Source organism: Variovorax cryoconiti, assembly GCF_051216395.1.
In the GTDB taxonomy this organism is placed as follows: domain Bacteria; phylum Pseudomonadota; class Gammaproteobacteria; order Burkholderiales; family Burkholderiaceae_C; genus Variovorax.
Genome location: NZ_JBPJZI010000005.1, coordinates 279,894 through 298,996, shown reverse-complemented (window position 1 = coordinate 298,996; position 19,103 = coordinate 279,894). Strand labels below are relative to the sequence as shown.

Here is a 19,103-nt window from a genome sequence, read left to right as displayed (position 1 = left end):
TTCGTTGTCTAGCGGGGCAGCGCGATCCATTGGTCGGCGACGCGGTGGATTGCCACGCGCTCGTCGAAGACGTGTTCCAGGGCCCGGTGGGTCGATGCATCGGCCGCCTCGCCGTGGTGCAGCAGGCGGCCCTCGGCCATCACCGCCACGGTGTCGGCAGCCAGCGCCATCGAGAGTTCGTGCAGCACGCTGACCACCGTGCGGCCGTCGGCCACCAAGGCCCGCACCGTGTGCATCCAGTCGGCCTGGTGCGGCGGGTCGAGGTTGGCCAAGGGTTCGTCCATCAGCAGCACCTCGGCCTCGACCGCCAGCGCGCGCGCCAGCAGCACGCGCTGGCGCTCGCCGCCCGAGAGCTGACCGAGCGGGCGTTCGCGCCAGTCCCAGGCCTGCGTGCTGCGCAGTGCGCGCTCGACCGCGGCATGATCGGCCGGGCTCGGCGCCGCCAGCCAGCGCTGGTGCGGCAGTCGGCCGAGCATCGCGACGTCGTAGACCAGCAGGTCGTCGGCGCTGCCCTCGCCCGCCCCGCCCTGCCCCAGCCAGGCCAGCCGCTGCGCACGGGTGCGGCCGGGCAGGCGCTGCAACGATTGGCCGAAGAGCCGCACCGCGCCCTCGTGCGGCAACAGGCCGGCCATCACGCGCAGCAGCGTCGATTTGCCGGCGCCGTTCGGGCCGACGATGGCGCTCCAGCGGCCCGCGGGCAGCACCAGGTCGATGCCGTGCAGCACCACCGTCTGGCCGAGCGTGGCGTGCACGCCTTCGGCCTGCAGCGCGGGCGTCGCGGCGGGCGTCATCGGCCACCTCGCAGGCTGCGGCGGTGCATCAGCCACAGCAGGTAGCTGCCGCCGAGCACCGCGGTCAGCACGCCGACCGGCAGCTCCTGCGGCGCGATCAGCCAGCGCGCACCGAGGTCGGCGGTCATCAGCAGCAGGCCGCCCATCAGCGTCGACAGCACCAGCAGCCAGGCGTGCGTGGTCTTGACGACCGAGCGCACCAGGTGCGGCGCGGCCAGGCCGACGAAGGCGATGAGGCCGGTCTGCGCCACGGCCGCGCCCGTGGCCAGCGCCAGCACCGCCACCAGCGCGGCGCGCATCGCGCCCAGCGGCAGGCCGAGGCTCGCCGCAGTCGATTCGCCCAGCGCCAGGCCGTCGAGCACCGGCGCCAGCGCCCAACCCAGCAGCAGGCAACCGGTGCCGAAGATCGCCATCAGTGCACAGGCGCTCCAGCCGACCAGGCCGGTGCTGCCCAGCATGAAGCCGGTGAGCGCGACCAGGATGTCGGCCGACTGAATGGTGATCAGGTCTTTCACCGCGCCCAGCACCACGCCGACGATCACGCCGGCCAGCAAGAGGCGCAGCGTCTGCTGCACCCCGCGTGCGAGCGCCAGCGTGAGCAGCACGGCCACCACGGCGCCCACGAAGGCGGCGCCGGTCAGGCCCAGCCGCACCACCCACTGCGTGGTGCTCGGCGAGGCGCCGAAGAGCAGCAGCGCCACGGCGACGCCGAGCGCTGCGCCCGAGGCGCTGCCCAGCAGGTACGGGTCGGCCAGCGGGTTGCGGAACAGCCCCTGCGCCACCGCGCCTGCCAGCCCGAGCAGCCCGCCAGCCAGCCAGGCGCCGAGGGTGCGCGGCAGGCGGATGTCCCAGACGATCTGCAGCGCGATGGGGTCGTGGCGCGCCGCCAGCACGCTCTGGAAACCGGTGCTGCCGATGCCCAGGCCGAACAGCAGCGCACCGGCCGACAGCAGCAGCAAGGCGAGGGCCAGGAGCGGCGCACGACGTCGTTGCAGCTTCATGGCGCCTTGTCGGCGAGGCACTTCGCCATGAGCCGTGCGGCCTCGCCCATGCGCGGGCCGGGCCGCACCAGCACGTCGGACTCAGCGGCGGTGAAGCGGCAGACGCGCCCTTCGCGCACCGCGCGGATGCCGGCCCAGCCCGGCCGCTGCTCCAGCCCGGCGGCGCTGCGCTCGCCCACCATGATCACATCGGGATTGGCGCGCACCACGTATTCCGGGTTGATCTTGGGGAAGGGCCCGAGCGACGCCGGCACGATGTTGCGCACGCCCAGGCGGGTCATCGTCTCGCCGATGAAGGAACTCTCGCCGGCCGCATAGGGGCCGCTGTTCACCTCGAAATAGACGCGCATCGCCCGCGCCGAGGGCGGCACCGACTGCGCCGCGGCCGACACGCTGGCGTCGATCACCCGCCAGACGCGCGGCGCCTCGTGCGTACCCAGCACCTCGTCGAGCTTGGCGAGCACACGCTGCACGTCGGCATGGTTCTTGGGCTCGAGCACCAGCACCTTCAGGCCGAGGGCTTCGAGCCGCTGCGTGACGCGCGACGATTTCGCGAGCAGCACCGCGTCGGGCCGGAGCGCGACGATAGCCTCCACGTTCGGGTCGAGCCCGCCGCCGACCTGCGGCAGCGCACGCACCGGCGCGGGCGAGTTCGAATAGCGGTCCACGCCGACCAGCCGTGCGCAGGCGCCCATCTCGCAGACGCCTTCGGTCAACGAGGGCAGCAATGTGACGATGCGCTGCGGCGGCTGCGGCAGGTCGACCACGACACCGCGCTCGTCGGTCACCTGGACCGCATGGGCTGCGGCGCAGAAGGCCATCCATGCGCCGCAGGCAAGCAAGGCGCGCAAGAACGACGTCATGCAGGTTCCTTCAAGGTCAGCGGCAGGCCGGCCGCCATCAGCGTGACGCGGTCGCAGGCCGCGGCCACGGCCTGGTTGAGCCGGCCCAGCGCATCGACGAAGGCACGCACCTCGCGGCCCAGCGGGATCACCCCCAGGCCGATCTCGTTGCCGACCAGCACGATGGGGCCCCGCGCGTCGCGCAATGCGGCGACCAGCGACGCCGCCGCATCGCCGGCATCGGCGGGCGCGCCGTGCAGCGGCATCGTCAGGTTCGTGAGCCACAGCGTGAGGCAATCGACCACCACCAGCGTGCCGGGCGCGGACAGCGCCGCGATCGTGCCCGGCAACGCCAGCGGCTCCTCGACCGTACGCAGGCCGGGCACGCGCACCGCGCGGTCGGCCCGGTGGCGCGCGATGCGCTCGTGCATCTCGGCATCGTGCGGCTGCGCGGTGGCGATCAGGACGGCGTCGCGTGCGGCGTCGGCCGCGAGCCAGGCGGCGGCCGCCATCTCGGCACGGCGCGACTTGCCGCTCCGCTGGCCGCCGAGGATCAGTTCGCGTTCAAAGCGCATGCGCACCTTCCAGGGGTTCGGGAAGAAAGAGCCGCGCCGCGGCCTCGGGGTTCGACGGGAACCAGGCGTGAAAGTAGCTCGCGCGTAGAGCGCCCTGTTCATAGACCGCCTCGCCGATGCCCACCGCCTGCACGGCGCCCGGCTTGGCGGTGCGCAGCGCGACAGGGTACGGCGTCTCGCAGGACGAATAGTGGAAGGTGTGGCCGCGCAAGGACAGCGCACCGATGTCCAGCTGCTGCGGCCCCAGGCCGGACAGGCGCTTTTGCATCGTCACGCGGCCCGGCAACAGGCCCCACATCCGATGCGCCGTGCCATCCGCCGTGACCAGCGTGTCGAACAGCGACATCATGCCGCCGCACTCGGCCCACAGCGCCTTGCCGACCGCGACATGGGCCGCCAGCGCGTCGCGCACGGCAGTGCAGCGCGACAGCGCCTCGGCATGCAGCTCGGGGTAGCCGCCCGGCAGCCAGACCGCGTCGCAGTCCGGCAGCGCGTCACCCGCCAGCGGCGAGAAGAAAACGACGCGCGCCCCCAGCGCGGCCAGCTGGTCGAGGTTGGCCGGGTAGATGAAGGAGAAGGCGGCATCGCGGGCGACGGCGATGGTGCGGCCGGCGAGCCACCGCGGCGTCGGTGCGTCGGCCGGCGATGGCGAATCATCGACATGCAACTGCGGCAGCGCGTCGAGCGGGCGCTGGCCCAGCGGCGTCGCGGCCAGCGCGTCGGCAGCAGCGTCGAGCCGCGCCATTGCATCGCCGAGCTCCGTGGCGCCAACCAGGCCCAGGTGGCGTTCGGGCAGGCTGAAGGCTTCGCCCTTGGGCAGGCCGCCGAGCCATTGCGCCGGATCGCGCAGCGCATCTTCCAGCATGCCGGCATGGCGCTCGCTGGCCACGCGGTTGGCCAGAACGCCGGCCCAGGGCAGGCCCGGGCGGAAGTTCTGCAGGCCGAAGGCCAGCGCCCCGAAGGTGCCGGCCATGGCGCGCGCATCGATCACGGCCACGACCGCGAGGCCGAAGCGCTCGGCCAGGTCGGCCGCGCTCGGCGTGCCATCGAACAGGCCCATCACGCCTTCGACGATCACCAGGTCGCAGGTTGCCGCGGCCTCGTGCAGCCGCGCGCGGCAGTCGGCTTCGCCGGTCATCCAGAGGTCCAGCGAATGCACTGGCGCGCCGGTGGCGAGCGCCAGCCAGTGCGGGTCGAGGAAGTCCGGCCCGCACTTGAAGGCGCGCACGCGCCGGCCCTGCCGTGCGTGCAGGCGCGCGAGCGCGGCCGCCACCGTGGTCTTGCCCTGGCCGGACGCCGGGGCTGCCACGAGGATGGCCGCGCAGCTGGCGCGTGGCGTTACAGCGGCGACCACTTCAGCCCGAGGTAGGCGGTGCGGCCGCCGGTGGCGTAGATGCGGGCCAGCGCATAGTCCTTGTCGCCCGCGTTGTCCAGGCGCGCGATCAGCGTCAGCGACGGCGTGAGCCGGGTGCTCGCCACCAGATTGAGCAGCGTGTAGCCGCCGAGCCGGCGGGTGTTGGCGGCATCGTCGTAGCGCATGCTCGACGTCTGCACCTCGGCGCCCAGCGTCCAGCCGGCGACGGCCCAGTCGGCGCCCAGCGTGCCGTGCCGGCGGGCGCGGCGGGCCAGCTGCTTGTCGGTCACGAGATCGCGTGGATCCTGGAAGTCGGCGGAGGCGCGCAGCGTGACATCACCGATGCGGTGGCCCGCGCTCAGCGTGAGGCCTTGGTACTCGGCACGTGCCGTGTTGGCGTAGCAGCCACCGAAGGTCGACCCCACGGCGGCGGAGCACGCGAACGAACTGCCATCAAAGGAGATCAGGTTGCTCACGCGGTTGCGGTACACGACGACGCCCGCGTTGCTCGTACCTTCGCTCCAGCGCAGGCCCAGTTCGACGTTGCGGCCTTCTTCAGGCTTGAGGCTCGCGACACCGTATTGACTGAAGCGCTGGTACAGCGTCGGCGCGCGGAAGGCGGTCCCGGCCGAAGCCGTCGCACGCCACTGCGGCGTGATCGCGAAGCCGTAGGCGGCGCTGCCGGTGGTCTTGCCGCCGAACTCGCTGTCGTCGTCGTGCCGCGCCTGCAGCTGCAGCGAATGGGGGCCCTGCACGAAGCCGTAGCCGAGCGACAGCGCGTTCTGCGACCGGTCGCGCGCGAGCAGCGCAGGCGCGTTCGTCAGCGCGTCCTCACGCCGTTCGAGCGTGGCATTGAAGCGGTGCGCCCCGAACTTGACATCGTTCTGGAACAGATAGCCGCGGGTCTCGGTCTCGGTGCGATAGAACGAGGGATCGGTCTGGTAGGTGGTCTTGCCGTCGGTCACCTGCAGGCGGGTGCTGTAGATCTCGTTCCACTTGGCCGTCCAGGCCAGGCCGGCGGTGCGCAGGGTGTTGGTGCCGGTGTCGTCGGCGAACACGGCGGGCGGCCGGGCGCCCGTGCGGGACGCGTCGTATTGCGCCTCGGTGTCGCTGTACAGGAAGGTGCCTTCGAGCCGGTGCGCCGGGTTGATCTGGAAGCCCAGTCGCGCATTGGCCGCCGTGTTGCGGTAGCCGTCGCGGTCGGGGCTGGTCCAGCCGTCGGCGCCGTACTGCGCGGTCCGCACCGGGTTGCGCTTGTCGAGCGGCTGGATGTTGTAGCCGTCGCTCTCCTCGTGGGACACGCCCAGCGCGTAGTCGAAGGCACCGCCCTCGCCGGCCGAGCCGCTCAGTCCGGCTTCGGTCTTGCGCAGGTTGTGGCTGCCGATGCCCACGCCGACGAAAGGCCTCGCCGGGCCTTCGCCGCGCCTGGTGAAGAGCTGGATCACGCCACCGATGGCGTCCGAACCGTACACCGCGGCGGCCGGGCCGCGCAGCACTTCGATGCGGTCGATCTGTCCGAGCGGGATGCCTTCCCAGGCGGCGCCGCCGGTCGACTGCGAATCGATGCGCACGCCGTCGATATAGACCGCGGTGAAGCGCGACTCGGCGCCGCGGATGAAGACGCTGGTCGCATTGCCGATGCCGCCGCTGCGGCCGATCTCGATGCCCGGCAGGCGCGCGAGCACATCGGCCACGCCGGTGGCGCCGCTGCGTTCGATGGTGTCGCGGTCGACGATGGACACGTCGGCCACCAGGTCCGACAGCGGTTGCTCGACGCGCGTGGCGGTGACCACGGTTTCGCGCAGGGCGGGCGCAGCGGACGGACTCTGCGCCAGCGCGCAGATCGGAAAGGCCGCGGCGACGGCCCAGGGCAACGTGGCCCGGCCGACGCGCGCGCGCGAACGCACAGGCAGGAAAGCGCCCGCGGAAGAAAAGCGATGAATCATGGGAACGAACTCGAAAACAAAACCCTGTCCGGCTTCCCCGCCGGACGTGTGGGCGTCACGACCGCGTGCACGCCAGGGGCGCACGCACGGTCTCCTCGTTGGCCGGTATCCGGGCTGACAGAGCGACCTTCATCGCCTTCCCAGGCACCTGTTTCAGGGCGCCCAGTGGCTGATGATGAAAGCGGAAGCGGTGAGGGTTCCGTCTGTTTGACCGTTGCGGGGGCAGCGCAGGCTGACCTCGGCCCGAAGGGCTCTGGCTCCTGCTTCCCGTTGAACTGCACCGCGTGAACCGCGGGGCGAGCACCAACGCACGGGATTCTAAGGGCGGCTGCTGGCCGCCAGGCCCCTACAATCTCCAGCCATGTCCGCACCGAGCCCCCTCGATCAGATCGCAGAGCGTGTCGAACGTTTGCTCGTGCGCCATGAAGAAATCCGGCGCACCAACGCGCTGCTGCTGGCACAGGTCGAAGCACTCACGCGCGAACGCGACGCGCTGAAGTCGCGCCTCGCGGCGGCCCGCACCCGCATCGACGCCGTGCTCGAACGGCTGCCGATCGAACCGTCAGAGGATTCCAGCGCCTCATGAAACAGATCGAAGTCCAGATCATGGGCCAGAGCTACCTGCTCGGCTGCCCCGAAGGCGGCGAAGCGCAGTTGCGCGAAGCCGTCGAACGCGTCGACGTGGCCATGTGCAAGATCCGCGACGCCAACAAGGTGAAGGCACGCGACCGCATCGCGGTGCTGGCCGCACTCAACCTGGCCTTCGACCTGGGCCAGCAACCCGCCGCCGCGCCTTCCCCGGCTGCTCCGGTCGAGCCGGCACCGGCGGCGCTGAATGGCACGGCACCCGACTACGCACGCGCGGCCCAACTGATCCAGCGTCTGGATCACGCGCTCGCGGGCGACGGCCTGCTTCTCTGACGCGCCGACGCGTTGTTGTCAACGCGAATTCGGCAGATCGCGTGGCCCATTGGCCTACACGTCCGACGCGATGCATGCGTAAAATCGGAGGGGTCTGCAGTGCGTGTCGGGCTTAATATTTCCTTGTTCCAATGCTCTCCGGAGCCGGGCTTGGTACATCGCTAGACGGGCGTGATCATCTCGCGTCAGATGAACCCGAAGTCTTGCTGCCCTCGCCCACCTGAACCCTGGTTCAGGATGCGGGTCCGGCACACCCCACTGCAGACACCTTTTCAGCCCGCGACGGTCCCTCATCGGGGCCGTCGTTTTTTCTGACGGAAGTTGTCTCTCGCATGTCGCTCGAACCGATGCTCATCCTCGAACTCGCCGTGCTGGGCATCGGCACCGGCTTCCTGGCAGGCCTGCTGGGCATCGGCGGCGGCATGCTGATGGTGCCCTTCATCACGATCATCCTGGGTCACCGCGGCGTGCCCGCCGACCTGGCCGTGAAGATGGCGATCGCGACCTCGATGGCCACCATCATCTTCACCTCGATCTCGAGCGTGCGCGCCCACCACAAGCGCGGCGCGGTGCGATGGGACATCGTCAAGCGGCTGTCGCCCGGCATCGTGATCGGCAGCCTGATCGGCAGCCTCGGCGTCTTCGCGCTGCTCAAGGGCACGGCGCTGGCCATCTTCTTCGCGCTCTTCGTCGGCTTCTCGGCCACGCAGATGTTCCTCGACAAGAAACCCAAGCCGACGCGCCAGATGCCCGGCACCGCGGGGCAGCTCGGCGCAGGCGGCGTGATCGGCTTCATCTCGGGCCTGGTCGGCGCGGGCGGCGGTTTCATCAGCGTGCCCTTCATGACCTGGTGCAACGTCGCCATCCACAACGCGGTCGCCACCAGCGCGGCGCTGGGCTTCCCGATCGCGGTCGCCAACGTGGCCGGCTACATCGTGAGCGGCCACAACGTGCAGGGCCTGCCGGCCGGCGCCTTCGGCTACATCTGGCTGCCGGCGCTGGTCGTGATCGCGGCCTGCAGCGTCTTCACGGCGCCACTGGGCGCCAAGGCGGCGCACAGCCTGCCGGTGAAAAAGCTCAAGCGGGTGTTCGCAAGCATCCTCTACGTGCTGGCGGCGTACATGCTCTGGAAGGGCCTGCAGGGCTGATGCCGCAAAGGCCGCCGCGACGTGCGGTCACGCGTCGCGGCCGGCCGAGACGGGTGCATGCTGGGCCATCAGTTCGATCACCCAGTCGATGAACACGCGGAGTTTGGCGCTGACACGCCGGTTCGGCGGAAACGCCACGAACATCGGCATCGGATCCATCCGCCACTCCTCGAACAGCGCGACCAGCTCGCCGCGTGCCACATGCGCCTTGGCCATGTACTCCGGCAGCCAGAGAATCCCCAACCCCGCCAGGCCGGCCTCCAGATAGGCGTTGCCGTCGTCGAAGGAGAAGGCGCAGTGCCCCTGCACCTCGACGCGCTCGTCGCCGCGCCGCATGGCGTAGGGGAAGGTCTTGCCCGTGCGCGACCACACGTAGCCGACGATGCGGTGCCCGGCACCGTCGTCCAGCACCCGCGGGTGCGAGGGCGTGCCGGCGCTGGCCAGGTAGCCCGGTGCGGCATAAACCCCGAGCGCCAGGTCGCTTACATGGCGGGCCATGAGCGACGGGTCGGTGATCACGCCGCCGCGCACCACGCAGTCCACGTTCTCGCCGATCAGGTCCACCATGCGGTCGCTCACGCCCATGTCGAGCTGGATCTCCGGGTAGCGCGCGTGAAAGGCCGGCAATGCGGGCACCAGGATCATGCGGGCCAGCGGGCTGGGCACGTCCACGCGCAGCCGCCCGCGCGGTGAGGCCGAGGCGCTCGACAGGCTGGTCTCGGCATCGTCCATGTCGGCCAGCAGGCGCACGACGCGCTCGTAATATGCCGCGCCATCGGCGGTGACGTTGACCTTGCGCGTGGTCCGGTTGAGCAGCTTGACGCGCAGTCGCGCTTCCAGCTGCTGCACCAGCTGCGTCACGCTGGTCTTGCTCATGTGCAAGGTCTCGGCCGCCTTGGTGAAGCTGCGCGTTTCCACCACGCGAGCGAAAGCGTGCATCGCATCGAAACGGTCCATCAAGGCTCCAGAGGCATTCGACGATTGTTCGGGATCGACAAACAGTGATTGTTGATGCTGCCTGTTTATCCGGGAAGCACGCGTCTCTAAAGTCCCTGCATCAGCAACCCCGGGGCGCGATGTCGCCCGCAAAGAGAAAGCATTCCATGACACAACGCGATGTCGTTTTTCCAGCGGGGCGCCAGGCCCTCTATGAAAAGAACCGCTATTCGCCGGCGGTCCGGTCCAACGGATTTCTCTTCGTGTCGGGACAGGTCGGCAGCCGCCCCGACGGCTCGCCCGAACCCGGGCTCGAAGCCCAGGTGCGGCTCGCCTTCGAGAACCTGAATGCCATCCTGAAGGCGGCCGGTTGCACCTTCGACGACGTGGTCGACGTCACCCTGTTCGTGGTCGATCCCGAATCGAATTTCGAGACCATCTGGAAGGTGGTGCCCGAGTACTGGGGCAGCGCGCCGCACCCGACGCTGACCGGCATCGGCGTGACCTGGCTCTACGGCTTCCAGTTCGAGATCAAGGTGATCGCGAAGCTGCCGGAAGCGCGCCCGCAGTGATCGGCACGGGTCAGCCGTGGAAGAACTTGGCCGGCCCCGTCACCAGCCACGGAAAGATCACCATCAGGAACATGACCGCGAACTCCGCGATCATGAACGGCACCACGCCGCGGGTGACGTCGTCCATCTTCATGCGCCCCACCCCCGCCACCACGTTGAGCACCGTGCCGACCGGCGGCGTGATCAGGCCGATCGAGTTGTTGATGATGAACATGACGCCGAAGTAGACCGGGTCGATGCCGGCCGCCTTGACCACCGGCATCAGCACCGGCGTGAGGATCAGGATGGTCGGCGTCATGTCCATCGCGGTGCCGACGATCATCACCAGCACCATGATCGCGACCATCAGCAGGATCTTGTTGTCCATGAAGGGCTGCAGCAGACCGATCACCTTCGACGGCAGGTCGGCCACCGTGATGAGCCACGCGCTCACCATGGCCGCGGCGATCAGGAACATCACGATGGCGCTGGTTTTCGCAGCGCTGACGAACACCGGGTAGAGCGTGCGCCACGACAGCTCCCGGTAGATGACCGTCGAGACGAACAGTGCATACACCGCGGCCACCACCGCCGCCTCGGTCGGCGTGAAGACGCCCATGCGCAGGCCCACCAGGATGATCACCGGCAGCATCAGCGCCCACAGCGCCTTGCGAAAGGCCGTGGCGATCTCGGCGCCCGACTTGCGCGGCGGCGGCACGATCTTCTCGCGGCGCACCAGCCAGGCCCAGGTGACCCACAGCGCACCGCCGATCAGCAGGCCCGGCACGATGGCCGCGAGGAACAGCTTGGAGATCGACACGTTGGCCGCCACGCCGAAGATCACCAGCCCGATGCTCGGCGGGATGACCGGCCCGATCACGCCCGTGGCCGCGATGAGCCCGCCGGCGCGCGCCTTGTCGTGGCCCGCGCTCACCATCATCGGCAGCAGCAGCGCCGTCAGCGCGGCGGCATCGGCCACCGCCGAACCCGACAGTGCCGACAGCAGGCAGCCCGCCATGATCGTCACGTAGCCCAGCCCGCCCTTCACATGGCCGACCAGCGCGAGCGCGAAGTCGACGATGCGCTTGGACAAGCCGCCGGCGTTCATGATCTCGCCGGCCAGCATGAAGAAAGGCACCGCCAGCAGCGGGAAGCTGTCGGCGCCGCCGATCACGTTCTGCGCCAGGATCTGCGCGTCGAACAGGTCGAGGTGCCACATGAGCGCGACGCCGCTCGCCAGCAGCGAGAACGCGATCGGGATGCCGATCGCCATGGCGAGCAGCAGCGCGCCGACGAAAACGAGAATGGTCATGGGGACACCTTGCGCTGCGCCGTCGGCGACGCGGATTGTGCGGAGACCTCACCGAGGATCTGCTGCAGCTGCACGGCTTCTTCCGATTCCTGCACCATCACCAGCTCGTCGTCGGCCAGCTGGCCGCTCAACATGCGGTAGAGGTCGAGCAGCAGGATCAGCCCGGCCAGCACGGCGAACACGATGCCAGACGCATAGACGATCGCCATCGATGCGCCCGTGGTCGGCGCGGTCACGTCCCAGTTGATGCGGGCCTGCGCGACGCTGCCCTGGAACAGCAGCCAGACGATGTAGAGCATCACGACATGGCCGAACAGCAGGCAGGCCTTCTTGCCGCCCCGCGGCAGGCGCTGCACCACCATGTCGACGCCCAGATGGCCGTGCTCGCGCAGCGCCACCACGGCGCCCAGGAAGGTCATCCAGATGAAGAGCCAGCGCGACACCTCCTCGGACACCGTGATGCCGGAGTTGAAGCCGTAGCGCAGCACGACGTTGCCGAAGACGAGCACGACCATCACCGCCAGCATGAAGGCGATCACCGCCTCGATGCCGCGGCAAGCGCCGTCGATCCATCGGTTCATGGGCTTCCTCGATGGGGGTCAGGCCGTCGCGCGGAGCGTGTCGACCAGCGCACGCAGCGCCGCCAGGTACGACACTGGTCCCAGCCCCTGGATGGTCGCCTTGACCGCGGGCGAGATGATCGAATGCGCACGCCACGCCTCGCGCGCCGCGATGTTCGACATGTGCACCTCGATGGTCGGAAAGGGCATCGCCTTGATCGCGTCGTGCAGCGGCACGCCGTGCTGCGTGAGGCCGGCCGGGTTCACCAGCGCGCCCTGGGCGATGTCGATGTGCTCGTGCAGGAAGTCGACCAGCGCGCCTTCGTGGTTCGACTGCAGGATGGCCAGCTCAACCTCGAGTTCGCCGGCCAGGCGTTCCAGGCGTTCGTTGATCTGCGCCAGCGTCGTGGTGCCGTAGATGTGGGGTTCGCGGCGCCCGAACAGGTTGAGGTTGGGGCCGTGGAGGACGAGGATCTTCATGGGGTGTCGGGTGTGTGTGCGCTCGTTCGGGTCACCTGCGGATGCGCGCCAGCTCGTCGTTGTAGAGCTTGACGATCGCCGGGTCGTAGCTGGCGGCGAACTTCTCGGTGACCGGCTTGGCGATCTGGCGCATGCGCGCCTGCTCGGCGGGCGCCAGTTCGTTGTACTGCAGACCCTTGGCCTGCAGGTCGCCCACGGCGCGCTGGGCGGCGGCGCGGCTGACCTGGCGCTGGTAGCCGCGTGCCTCGTTGGCGGCGTCGTTCATCATCTTCTGCTCGGCCGGCGTGAGCGAGTCCCAGAACTTCTTGCTCACCAGCACGATGTTCGCGGCGTAGACGTGGTTCGTGGCGCTCACGAACTTCTGCACCTCGAAGAACTTGTTCGACAGGATGACCGCGTACGGGTTCTCCTGCCCGTCGACCGCCTTGGCCTCCAGCGCGCCGTACAGCTCGGCGAAGGGCATGGGCACCGGGTTCGCCTTGAAAGCCTTGAAGGTCTCCAGGAACACCGGGTTGGGAATCACGCGGATCTTGAGCCCGTCGAGATCTTCTGGCTTGGTGATCGGCCGCTTGCTGTTGGTGACGTTGCGAAAGCCCAGGTCCCAGTAGCCGAGCGCGACCAGGCCCTTCTCGGGCAGCTTGGCGATCAGCGCCTGGCCCAGCGGGCCGTCGAGCAGTGCATCGGCCTGCGCGAAGCTGTTCACGGCGAAGGGGAAGTCGACCAGGCCGAACTCCTTCACGATGCCGGCGAGCGAGGTGGTCGCCGGGGCCGACATCTGCTGCACGCCGCCCTGCAGCGCCGACTGCTGCTGCATCTCGTTGCCCAGCTGCGAGGCCGGGAATTCCTGCACCTTCATCTTGCCGCCGCTCTTGGCTGCGAGCAATTCGGCGAAGCGCTTCACGCCGAAGCTCACCGGGTGGTCGGCGTTGTTGAGGTGGCCGAAGCGGATGACGCGCTCCTGCTGCGCGAAGGCCGGCAAGGCCATCAGGACGGACAGGCCGGCGGCGGCCAGCAGGCGGGTGGTTTTTCTCATGGAGGTCTCCTCGCGGATTCGGGCGCAATGTGGACGTTGTTCGGACGAAAGGCCGACGCCGGGTTCGGCAACCGGACGAATCGTAGGATTTAGTGGAAACTGTTTCCATAGTGGAAACCCTTTGCGATTTTTTGCTAGAGTCGCGTCTGATCTCCCCGAGCACCGACACGACCATTCGCGATGAGCAGCATCCTCGAGCGCAGCTTCAAAGTCCTGGAGCACCTGGCCGCCCACCCGCAAGGCAAGGCGCTGTCCATCCTCGCCTCCGAGCTCGAGATGCCCCTGAGCGCCACGCACCGGCTGCTCGCGGAACTGGTCCGCTGCGGCTATGTGCGGCAGGACCAGAGCCACGGCGACTACATGCTGACGATCAAACTGGTGTCGCTCGGCCTCGGCTTTCTGAGTTCCAGCGGCATCGTCGATGTCGCGCAGCCGCTGCTCGACCGGCTGGCCGCCGAATCGGGCGAGCTGGTGCGGCTCGCGGTGGTCGACGGCGACGCCCTCACCTTCGTCGCCAAGTCGCAGGGCGCGACGCGCGGGTTGCGCTACGACCCCGACATGGGGCTGTCGGTCAACCTGTCGTGCAGTTCGGCCGGCCATGCGTGGCTGTCGACGATGCGTGACGAGCAGGCGCTCGAACTGGTCGCGGCCCAGGGCTTCGGCCGGCCGGAGGATTTCGGCCCGCGCGCCGTCACCTCGGTGAAGGCGCTGCTGGGCTATCTCAAGGCGGCCCGCCAGCGCGGCTACAGCATGATCGTGGAGGTGTTCGCGCCTGCGATGACGGCCATGGCGGCGCCCATCCAGACGCCCGACGGCAGCGTCATCGGCGTGGTCACCATCGCCGGCCCGATGGTGCGGCTGACCGAAGAGCGGATGGTTGCCCTGGCGCCGGCGCTGCTCGACACCACGCGCCAGCTCGCGCAGGCCAGCGGCGCGTCGCCGCTGCTGAAGAAGCGCGCCGCCTGACGCCTTACTTGCGCAGCTTGGCGAGCTCGGCCTCGAGGTCCTTGAGCGTCGTCTCGCCCACGCTCGCGCTGTACTTCGCGATCACCGGCCTGATCTTCGCCTGCAGCTTGGCCTGCTCGTCCGTCGGCAGTTCGGTGACCTGCATGCCGGCCTTCTTGAGTGCATCGAGCTGGGTGGCGGCAAGCTCGCGCGACACGGTGCGCTGGTAGCGGCCGGCCTCGGTCGCCGCGCCCTGGAGGATCTGCCGCTCGGCCGCACTCATGGCGTCCCACAGCTTTTTGCTCACGATCACCGACTGCGGGTTGTACTGGTGATGGGTCAGCGCCAGGTGCTTCTGCACCTCGGCGAACTTGTTGGCGAGGATCACGCTGACCGGGTTCTCCTGCCCATCGACCGCACGCTGCTCGAGCGCGGCGTACAGCTCCGGAAAAGCCAGGGGTGTCGGGTTGGCGTCGAGCGCCTTGACCCAGTCGATGTTGATCGGGTTCGGGATCACGCGCAGCTTGAGGCCCGCGATGTCCTCCACCTTGCGGATGGGGCGCCTGCTGTTGGTCAGGTCGCGAAAACCCAGCTCCCAGTACGCCAGCCCGATGATGCCCCGGTCTGCCAGCTTGGCGTGCAGAGCCGTCCCGAACGGGCCGTCGACCACCGCATCGACCTCGCGCGCATTGGCGAACAGGAAGGGAAAGTCGTAGATCGCGAACTCCTTGACCTGCGCGGCCAGGATGCCCGAATTGAGCACCGTCATCTCGACCGTGCCGCCCTGCACCGCCGACACCGTCTGCGCGTCGCCGCCCAGCACGCCGCCGGGGAACAGGGTCACCTTGATCTTTCCGCCCGATTGGGCGGCGACGATCTCGGCGAACTTCTCCGCGCCCATGACGGCCGGATGGCCCTTGGGGTTCTGCAGGCCGAGCTTGAGGGTGCGCTCCTTGATGTCCTGCGCCGATGCGGCACCGATGGCACAGACCGCAAGGGCCGCAGCCACCGTGCGGATGAAAGAAAGTCTCATGGGTCGTGTCTCCTCGAAAAGGACGACCAATGTACGGACCCGCCCCGCAGCGCCTCAGCGGGTTTGTACCCACCGAGCGACGTCGGCGCCTAGACGCACCAGATCGCGATCTGCTGGCTCAGGTCATGCCACACGGCCTGCAGCGCCACGGCCGCGAGCAAGGCGCCCGCGATGCGCGTGCCCCCTTCGCGGCGCACGGGGCCGATGCCGTTGCGCAGGTGCCGCCACAGCCAGGGGGCCAGCAAGAGCCATACGCTGCTGCCGAGCGCGAAGGCGGCCATGACGGCCGCGCCCTCCAGCGGCCCGTTGCCGAGCGCGGCGAGCATCAGCGCGGAGTACAACAACCCGCAGGGCATGCCGACCCAGAGCGCGCCCGTGGCCAGCACGCGCCACGACGAGCCGGCCAGCGGCTTGAGCCCACGCGCCAGCCATCGGCCCACACCATGCGTCCACAGCGGCTGCCGGCCCGACACGGCCAGCACGAGCCCCCACGCGAACACGAAGACGTGCATCAGCAGCCACAGTGGCCGAAGCGCAGCGACCTGCTCGCTGGCCAGCGCCAGGCTCTGCACGGCGATGGCGGCGATGGCGCCGCCGAGCGCATAGCCGGCCGCGCGGCCTGCGTGGAAAGCGAGTGCGGCCGGCACGGTCGGGGTGGCCGCGGGCAGCGCCGCCACCCCGCCGCCCGGCGGCGGCCGCACGATGCGGATCACGCCGGCGCACGCCGCACCGCACATGGCGACGCAATGCGGCCCGCCGGCCAGGCCCATCAGGAGTGCGGTGCCGACAAGGGCGGTCTGCATGGCGGACCTAGATGATTCTTGAAAAGCGCGTGCGGTTGCGGTCGGCCTGCAGGTAGCGGTCGAACACCATCGCGATGGCACGCACGAAGAACCAGCCGGTCGGCGTCACCTCGATCTCGTGCTCGCCGAGGGTCACCAGACCCTGCGCGGCCAGCGGCTCGAGTGCTTCGAGCTCGGCGGCGAAGTGCCGGCGGAAGTCGATCAGGTGCGCCAGCGCGATCGACTCGAAGTTCACCTGCCCCTGGCACATCAACGCCATGATCACCGAGCGCCGCAGCACGTCGTCGCGCGACAGCGCCAGGCCGCGCACCACCGGCAGGCGACCCTGGTCGAGCAGGTCGTAGTACTCCTCCAGCGTCTTCGCGTTCTGGCTGTAGGTGGCGCCGACGCGGCCGATGGCTGACACGCCCAGCGCCACCAGGTCGCAGTCAGGCTGCGTGCTGTAGCCCTGGAAGTTGCGGTGCAACCGGCCCTGCCGCTTGGCGATGGCCAGCGCGTCGGTCGGCAGCGCGAAATGGTCCATGCCGATGTAGACATAGCCGGCCGCGGTGAGTGCGGCGATCGAGCGCGACAGCATGTCGACCTTGGTCGCCGCGTCGGGCAGCTCGGCCGCCTCGATGCGGCGCTGCGGCTTGAAGCGCTCCGGCAGGTGGGCATAGGCATAGAGCGCGATGCGGTCGGGCCGCAGGTCGCAGATCTGCGCCAGCGTGCGGTCGAAGGAGGCGGCGGTCTGCTTCGGCAGGCCGTAGATCAGGTCGACGTTGATGGACATGAAGCCAAGACGCCGCGCCGCCGCCATCAGGTCGAACACCTGCGCCGCAGGCTGGATGCGGTGCACCGCCTTCTGCACCGCAGGGTCGAAGTCCTGCACGCCGAAGCTCAGGCGGTTGAAGCCCATCGCCGCCAGCTTCTCGAGCCGGCCCTCGTCGATGGTGCGCGGGTCGATCTCGATCGAGTACTCGCCGTCGGGCGCCAGCACGAAGGCGCTGCGCAGGATGTCCATGAGGCGGCCGAGGCTGGCGTCGTCCAGGAAGGTCGGCGTACCGCCCCCCAGGTGCAGCTGGCTCACCAGCGCGCCACGCCCGAGTTGCGCCACCTGCAAATCGACCTCGCGCGCCAGATAGCGCAGGTAGTCGTCGGCGCGCTCGTGGTGCTTGGTGACGATCTTGTTGCAGGCGCAGAAATAGCACAGCGACGCGCAGAACGGCACGTGCACGTAGAGCGACAGCGGCAGCGCCCGGGCGCTGGTGCCCATGCGGCGCTGGCGCAGCGCCTGCGCGTAGTCGTCGCTGCCGAAGGCTTCGACAAAGCGGTCCGCGGTCGGGTACGAGGTGTAGCGCGGGCCGGCAACATCGAAGCGCTTCAGGGTCGCCGGCGTCATGGTGGGTGCGGCGGGTGCGGCAGACGGGGGAACCAACTGCAGCCGGCTCGGCGCGGCGGATTCGGTAAGGAGGGTGGATGGCATGGTGATGGGGCGCGGAGGGCTCGTCGACTGTGCCGCCAACCGGGCCCTTCTTCATTGACGCCCGTCAAGCCTGCGCACCCACGGCTCGCGAACAATTCCCTCAAACCACCGACGCGTCGGCAGCGCCCTCCCCGCCTGCCTCGCCCGCAGCCCATGACCCCCGAAACCATCAAAGTCGCCTGTTCCAACTGCAACCTGCGCGAGCTGTGCATGCCGATCGGCCTGCAGCCCGCCGACCTGAAGCGCATCGACGAGATCGTCGCCACGCGCCGCAAGGTGAAGCGGCGCGAGACCTTGTTCCACAACGGCGAGCGCTTCACCTCGCTCTACGCCATCCGCACCGGCGTCTTCAAGACCCGCGTGACCTCGGAGGACGGCCGCGACCAGGTCACCGGCTTCCAGATGGCGGGCGAAATCATCGGCCTGGACGGCATCGTGAACGACCACCACACCTGCGACGCGGTGGCACTGGAAGACGCGGAAGTCTGCGTGATGCCCTTCGACCGCATCGAGGAACTCTCGCGCGAGGTGACGGCTCTGCAGCGGCATGTGCACCAGATCATGAGCCGCGAGATCGTGCGCGAGCACGGCGTGATGTTGCTGCTGGGCAGCATGCGTGCCGAGGAGCGTCTCGCGGCCTTCCTGCTGAACCTGGTGCAGCGCCTGCACGCGCGCGGCTTCTCGCAGTCGGAGCTGGTGCTGCGCATGACGCGCGAGGAGATCGGCAGCTACCTTGGCCTCAAGCTCGAGACGGTGAGCCGCACGCTGTCGAAGTTCGTCGAGGACGGCATCGTCGCGGTGCAGCAGCGCCATGTGCGCATCGTCGACGCCGACAAGCTGCGCCGGTTGGTCAACGCGCCGGCGTGTTGACCTCGCGCCGCGACATCGCGAGCAGCGCGGTCAGCGCGCTCGAGCCCATCGCCAACAGCCAGAAGACGAAGAAGCTCGCGGTGTAGAGCCCCTGGCGCGACAGCGGCAGCGGCTCGCCGCGCCAGTGCACGTCGCTCGGGTCGACCATGGCGAACACCAGCATCTCGACCACGCAGGCCAGCAGGAACGAGGGCCAGAGGATCCAGGCCAGGCGGCGAATGCGGCGTTTCATCGCGGCCGTCTCAGCGCTTGGGCAAGGGCACGTCGTCGCTGGGCGTGGCGGCATGGTTGCGTCCTGCCTGGGCCGGCATCAGCTTCTTGTCGGCCAGCGTCTTGTTGATCTCGATGCCCTGGCGGTAGTAGTCCGCAGACACCACCGGGTCGGGCGTGCGGATGGCCAGCCACAGCGTGGCGAACCCGGCCACCACGACGATCGCCGGGCCGGCGATCACCATCCAGACGAGCGGGAACTTCCACCATGGCTCGGCTGGCTCGGCGGGTGTCTTCGATGCAAGGGCATTCATGGGTTTGTCTCCT

22 protein-coding genes and 1 riboswitch are annotated in these 19,103 nt (G+C 69.2%); of the genes, 6 read left to right on the top strand and 16 right to left on the bottom strand.

Features of this window, described 5'->3' with window-relative positions; genetic code table 11:
* Positions 1–8 precede the first annotated feature (8 nt).
* Genes ACSFA2_RS15245 through ACSFA2_RS15220 form a run of 6 tightly spaced genes read right to left on the bottom strand, consistent with a single transcriptional unit; the run spans position 9 to position 6,509 of the window.
* The gene (locus ACSFA2_RS15245; RefSeq protein WP_435456152.1) at positions 9–791 is read right to left on the bottom strand and encodes an ABC transporter ATP-binding protein; all 783 of its coding nucleotides are present in this window, start codon (positions 789–791) and stop codon (positions 9–11) included.
* On the bottom strand, positions 788–1,792 hold the full coding sequence (locus ACSFA2_RS15240; RefSeq protein WP_435456151.1) for a FecCD family ABC transporter permease: 1,005 nt from the start codon (positions 1,790–1,792) through the stop codon (positions 788–790). The genes ACSFA2_RS15245 and ACSFA2_RS15240 overlap by 4 nt, the downstream gene beginning before the upstream one ends.
* Positions 1,789–2,655 carry an ABC transporter substrate-binding protein gene (locus ACSFA2_RS15235; protein ID WP_435456150.1) on the bottom strand — a complete coding sequence of 289 codons (867 nt, stop codon included), beginning with the start codon at positions 2,653–2,655 and terminating at the stop codon, positions 1,789–1,791. The genes ACSFA2_RS15240 and ACSFA2_RS15235 overlap by 4 nt, the downstream gene beginning before the upstream one ends.
* Entirely contained in the window at positions 2,652–3,209 is a 558-nt protein-coding gene (locus ACSFA2_RS15230) for a bifunctional adenosylcobinamide kinase/adenosylcobinamide-phosphate guanylyltransferase (protein WP_435456149.1), read from the bottom strand. The genes ACSFA2_RS15235 and ACSFA2_RS15230 overlap by 4 nt, the downstream gene beginning before the upstream one ends.
* Positions 3,199–4,563, bottom strand: a complete 1,365-nt coding sequence (locus ACSFA2_RS15225; protein WP_435456148.1) for a cobyrinic acid a,c-diamide synthase CobB — start codon at positions 4,561–4,563, stop codon at positions 3,199–3,201. Before ACSFA2_RS15225 ends, ACSFA2_RS15230 begins: the two co-directional genes overlap by 11 nt.
* Positions 4,548–6,509, bottom strand: a complete 1,962-nt coding sequence (locus ACSFA2_RS15220; RefSeq protein ID WP_435456147.1) for a TonB-dependent receptor domain-containing protein — start codon at positions 6,507–6,509, stop codon at positions 4,548–4,550. The genes ACSFA2_RS15225 and ACSFA2_RS15220 overlap by 16 nt, the downstream gene beginning before the upstream one ends.
* Before the next feature lie 83 nt (positions 6,510–6,592).
* A riboswitch (cobalamin riboswitch) is annotated at positions 6,593–6,832 on the bottom strand.
* A gap of 38 nt (positions 6,833–6,870) precedes the next feature.
* On the opposite strand from ACSFA2_RS15220, the gene ACSFA2_RS15215 reads away from it, so the two are divergent.
* The 3 genes from ACSFA2_RS15215 to ACSFA2_RS15205 all read left to right on the top strand — a co-directional run bounded on the left by ACSFA2_RS15215 (position 6,871) and on the right by ACSFA2_RS15205 (position 8,578).
* The gene (locus ACSFA2_RS15215) at positions 6,871–7,095 is read left to right on the top strand and encodes a DUF904 domain-containing protein (RefSeq protein WP_435456146.1); all 225 of its coding nucleotides are present in this window, start codon (positions 6,871–6,873) and stop codon (positions 7,093–7,095) included.
* Positions 7,092–7,430, top strand: coding sequence for a cell division protein ZapA (locus tag ACSFA2_RS15210; protein WP_435456145.1), 339 nt, complete (start codon positions 7,092–7,094; stop codon positions 7,428–7,430). Before ACSFA2_RS15215 ends, ACSFA2_RS15210 begins: the two co-directional genes overlap by 4 nt.
* Positions 7,431–7,762: 332 nt before the next feature.
* On the top strand, positions 7,763–8,578 hold the full coding sequence (locus ACSFA2_RS15205; protein WP_435456144.1) for a sulfite exporter TauE/SafE family protein: 816 nt from the start codon (positions 7,763–7,765) through the stop codon (positions 8,576–8,578).
* A gap of 27 nt (positions 8,579–8,605) precedes the next feature.
* On the opposite strand, the gene ACSFA2_RS15200 is transcribed toward ACSFA2_RS15205, so the two are convergent.
* The gene (locus tag ACSFA2_RS15200) at positions 8,606–9,535 is read right to left on the bottom strand and encodes a LysR family transcriptional regulator (RefSeq protein WP_435456143.1); all 930 of its coding nucleotides are present in this window, start codon (positions 9,533–9,535) and stop codon (positions 8,606–8,608) included.
* Between the two features lie 146 nt (positions 9,536–9,681).
* Between ACSFA2_RS15200 and ACSFA2_RS15195 the strand changes: the two genes are divergently transcribed.
* A complete protein-coding gene (locus tag ACSFA2_RS15195; RefSeq protein ID WP_435456142.1) occupies positions 9,682–10,086 on the top strand; it encodes a RidA family protein in 405 nt (134 codons plus the stop codon).
* Between the two features lie 10 nt (positions 10,087–10,096).
* On the opposite strand, the gene ACSFA2_RS15190 is transcribed toward ACSFA2_RS15195, so the two are convergent.
* Genes ACSFA2_RS15190 through ACSFA2_RS15175 form a run of 4 tightly spaced genes read right to left on the bottom strand, consistent with a single transcriptional unit; the run spans position 10,097 to position 13,450 of the window.
* A complete protein-coding gene (locus tag ACSFA2_RS15190; RefSeq protein ID WP_435456141.1) occupies positions 10,097–11,377 on the bottom strand; it encodes a TRAP transporter large permease in 1,281 nt (426 codons plus the stop codon).
* Complete coding sequence (locus ACSFA2_RS15185) at positions 11,374–11,958, bottom strand: TRAP transporter small permease (protein WP_435456140.1); 585 nt, start codon at positions 11,956–11,958, stop codon at positions 11,374–11,376. The genes ACSFA2_RS15190 and ACSFA2_RS15185 overlap by 4 nt, the downstream gene beginning before the upstream one ends.
* Positions 11,959–11,976: 18 nt before the next feature.
* The gene (locus ACSFA2_RS15180; RefSeq protein WP_435456139.1) at positions 11,977–12,417 is read right to left on the bottom strand and encodes a type II 3-dehydroquinate dehydratase; all 441 of its coding nucleotides are present in this window, start codon (positions 12,415–12,417) and stop codon (positions 11,977–11,979) included.
* 31 nt (positions 12,418–12,448) lie between these two features.
* Positions 12,449–13,450: a TRAP transporter substrate-binding protein gene (locus tag ACSFA2_RS15175; RefSeq protein WP_435456138.1), complete on the bottom strand. Its 1,002-nt coding sequence runs from the start codon at positions 13,448–13,450 to the stop codon at positions 12,449–12,451.
* A gap of 180 nt (positions 13,451–13,630) precedes the next feature.
* Between ACSFA2_RS15175 and ACSFA2_RS15170 the strand changes: the two genes are divergently transcribed.
* Positions 13,631–14,416 (top strand): IclR family transcriptional regulator, encoded by a 786-nt coding sequence (locus ACSFA2_RS15170; RefSeq protein ID WP_435456137.1) that lies wholly within the window; start codon positions 13,631–13,633, stop codon positions 14,414–14,416.
* Positions 14,417–14,420: 4 nt separating this feature from the next.
* On the opposite strand, the gene ACSFA2_RS15165 is transcribed toward ACSFA2_RS15170, so the two are convergent.
* The 3 genes from ACSFA2_RS15165 to hemN all read right to left on the bottom strand — a co-directional run bounded on the left by ACSFA2_RS15165 (position 14,421) and on the right by hemN (position 17,612).
* Complete coding sequence (locus ACSFA2_RS15165; RefSeq protein ID WP_435456136.1) at positions 14,421–15,428, bottom strand: TRAP transporter substrate-binding protein; 1,008 nt, start codon at positions 15,426–15,428, stop codon at positions 14,421–14,423.
* An 89-nt stretch (positions 15,429–15,517) separates the two neighbouring features.
* The gene (locus ACSFA2_RS15160) at positions 15,518–16,231 is read right to left on the bottom strand and encodes a sulfite exporter TauE/SafE family protein (protein WP_435456135.1); all 714 of its coding nucleotides are present in this window, start codon (positions 16,229–16,231) and stop codon (positions 15,518–15,520) included.
* A gap of 7 nt (positions 16,232–16,238) precedes the next feature.
* Positions 16,239–17,612: an oxygen-independent coproporphyrinogen III oxidase gene (gene hemN, locus ACSFA2_RS15155; protein ID WP_435456256.1), complete on the bottom strand. Its 1,374-nt coding sequence runs from the start codon at positions 17,610–17,612 to the stop codon at positions 16,239–16,241.
* A 237-nt stretch (positions 17,613–17,849) separates the two neighbouring features.
* On the opposite strand from hemN, the gene fnr reads away from it, so the two are divergent.
* A complete protein-coding gene (fnr, locus tag ACSFA2_RS15150; RefSeq protein ID WP_435450782.1) occupies positions 17,850–18,566 on the top strand; it encodes a fumarate/nitrate reduction transcriptional regulator Fnr in 717 nt (238 codons plus the stop codon).
* Here fnr and ACSFA2_RS15145 read toward each other — a convergent pair.
* On the bottom strand, positions 18,547–18,798 hold the full coding sequence (locus tag ACSFA2_RS15145; protein WP_435456134.1) for a hypothetical protein: 252 nt from the start codon (positions 18,796–18,798) through the stop codon (positions 18,547–18,549). The genes fnr and ACSFA2_RS15145 overlap by 20 nt on opposite strands.
* 10 nt (positions 18,799–18,808) lie before the next feature.
* Positions 18,809–19,090 carry a FixH family protein gene (locus ACSFA2_RS15140; protein ID WP_435456133.1) on the bottom strand — a complete coding sequence of 94 codons (282 nt, stop codon included), beginning with the start codon at positions 19,088–19,090 and terminating at the stop codon, positions 18,809–18,811.
* Positions 19,091–19,103 lie beyond the last annotated feature (13 nt).

Bases quoted from the DNA above. Each gene is read 5' to 3' on its own strand.
- ACSFA2_RS15230 (WP_435456149.1), bottom strand. From the start codon at position 3,209: ATGCGCTTTGAACGCGAACTGATCCTCGGCGGCCAGCGGAGCGGCAAG.
- hemN (WP_435456256.1), bottom strand. From the start codon at position 17,612: ATGACGCCGGCGACCCTGAAGCGCTTCGATGTTGCCGGCCCGCGCTAC.
- ACSFA2_RS15245 (WP_435456152.1), bottom strand. From the start codon at position 791: ATGACGCCCGCCGCGACGCCCGCGCTGCAGGCCGAAGGCGTGCACGCC.
- ACSFA2_RS15140 (WP_435456133.1), bottom strand. From the start codon at position 19,090: ATGAATGCCCTTGCATCGAAGACACCCGCCGAGCCAGCCGAGCCATGG.
- ACSFA2_RS15190 (WP_435456141.1), bottom strand. From the start codon at position 11,377: ATGACCATTCTCGTTTTCGTCGGCGCGCTGCTGCTCGCCATGGCGATC.
- fnr (WP_435450782.1), top strand. From the start codon at position 17,850: ATGACCCCCGAAACCATCAAAGTCGCCTGTTCCAACTGCAACCTGCGC.
- ACSFA2_RS15195 (WP_435456142.1), top strand. From the start codon at position 9,682: ATGACACAACGCGATGTCGTTTTTCCAGCGGGGCGCCAGGCCCTCTAT.
- ACSFA2_RS15210 (WP_435456145.1), top strand. From the start codon at position 7,092: ATGAAACAGATCGAAGTCCAGATCATGGGCCAGAGCTACCTGCTCGGC.
- ACSFA2_RS15160 (WP_435456135.1), bottom strand. From the start codon at position 16,231: ATGCAGACCGCCCTTGTCGGCACCGCACTCCTGATGGGCCTGGCCGGC.
- ACSFA2_RS15200 (WP_435456143.1), bottom strand. From the start codon at position 9,535: ATGGACCGTTTCGATGCGATGCACGCTTTCGCTCGCGTGGTGGAAACG.
- ACSFA2_RS15185 (WP_435456140.1), bottom strand. From the start codon at position 11,958: ATGAACCGATGGATCGACGGCGCTTGCCGCGGCATCGAGGCGGTGATC.
- ACSFA2_RS15170 (WP_435456137.1), top strand. From the start codon at position 13,631: ATGAGCAGCATCCTCGAGCGCAGCTTCAAAGTCCTGGAGCACCTGGCC.
- ACSFA2_RS15215 (WP_435456146.1), top strand. From the start codon at position 6,871: ATGTCCGCACCGAGCCCCCTCGATCAGATCGCAGAGCGTGTCGAACGT.
- ACSFA2_RS15145 (WP_435456134.1), bottom strand. From the start codon at position 18,798: ATGAAACGCCGCATTCGCCGCCTGGCCTGGATCCTCTGGCCCTCGTTC.
- ACSFA2_RS15240 (WP_435456151.1), bottom strand. From the start codon at position 1,792: ATGAAGCTGCAACGACGTCGTGCGCCGCTCCTGGCCCTCGCCTTGCTG.
- ACSFA2_RS15175 (WP_435456138.1), bottom strand. From the start codon at position 13,450: ATGAGAAAAACCACCCGCCTGCTGGCCGCCGCCGGCCTGTCCGTCCTG.
- ACSFA2_RS15220 (WP_435456147.1), bottom strand. From the start codon at position 6,509: ATGATTCATCGCTTTTCTTCCGCGGGCGCTTTCCTGCCTGTGCGTTCG.
- ACSFA2_RS15165 (WP_435456136.1), bottom strand. From the start codon at position 15,428: ATGAGACTTTCTTTCATCCGCACGGTGGCTGCGGCCCTTGCGGTCTGT.
- ACSFA2_RS15180 (WP_435456139.1), bottom strand. From the start codon at position 12,417: ATGAAGATCCTCGTCCTCCACGGCCCCAACCTCAACCTGTTCGGGCGC.
- ACSFA2_RS15235 (WP_435456150.1), bottom strand. From the start codon at position 2,655: ATGACGTCGTTCTTGCGCGCCTTGCTTGCCTGCGGCGCATGGATGGCC.
- ACSFA2_RS15205 (WP_435456144.1), top strand. From the start codon at position 7,763: ATGTCGCTCGAACCGATGCTCATCCTCGAACTCGCCGTGCTGGGCATC.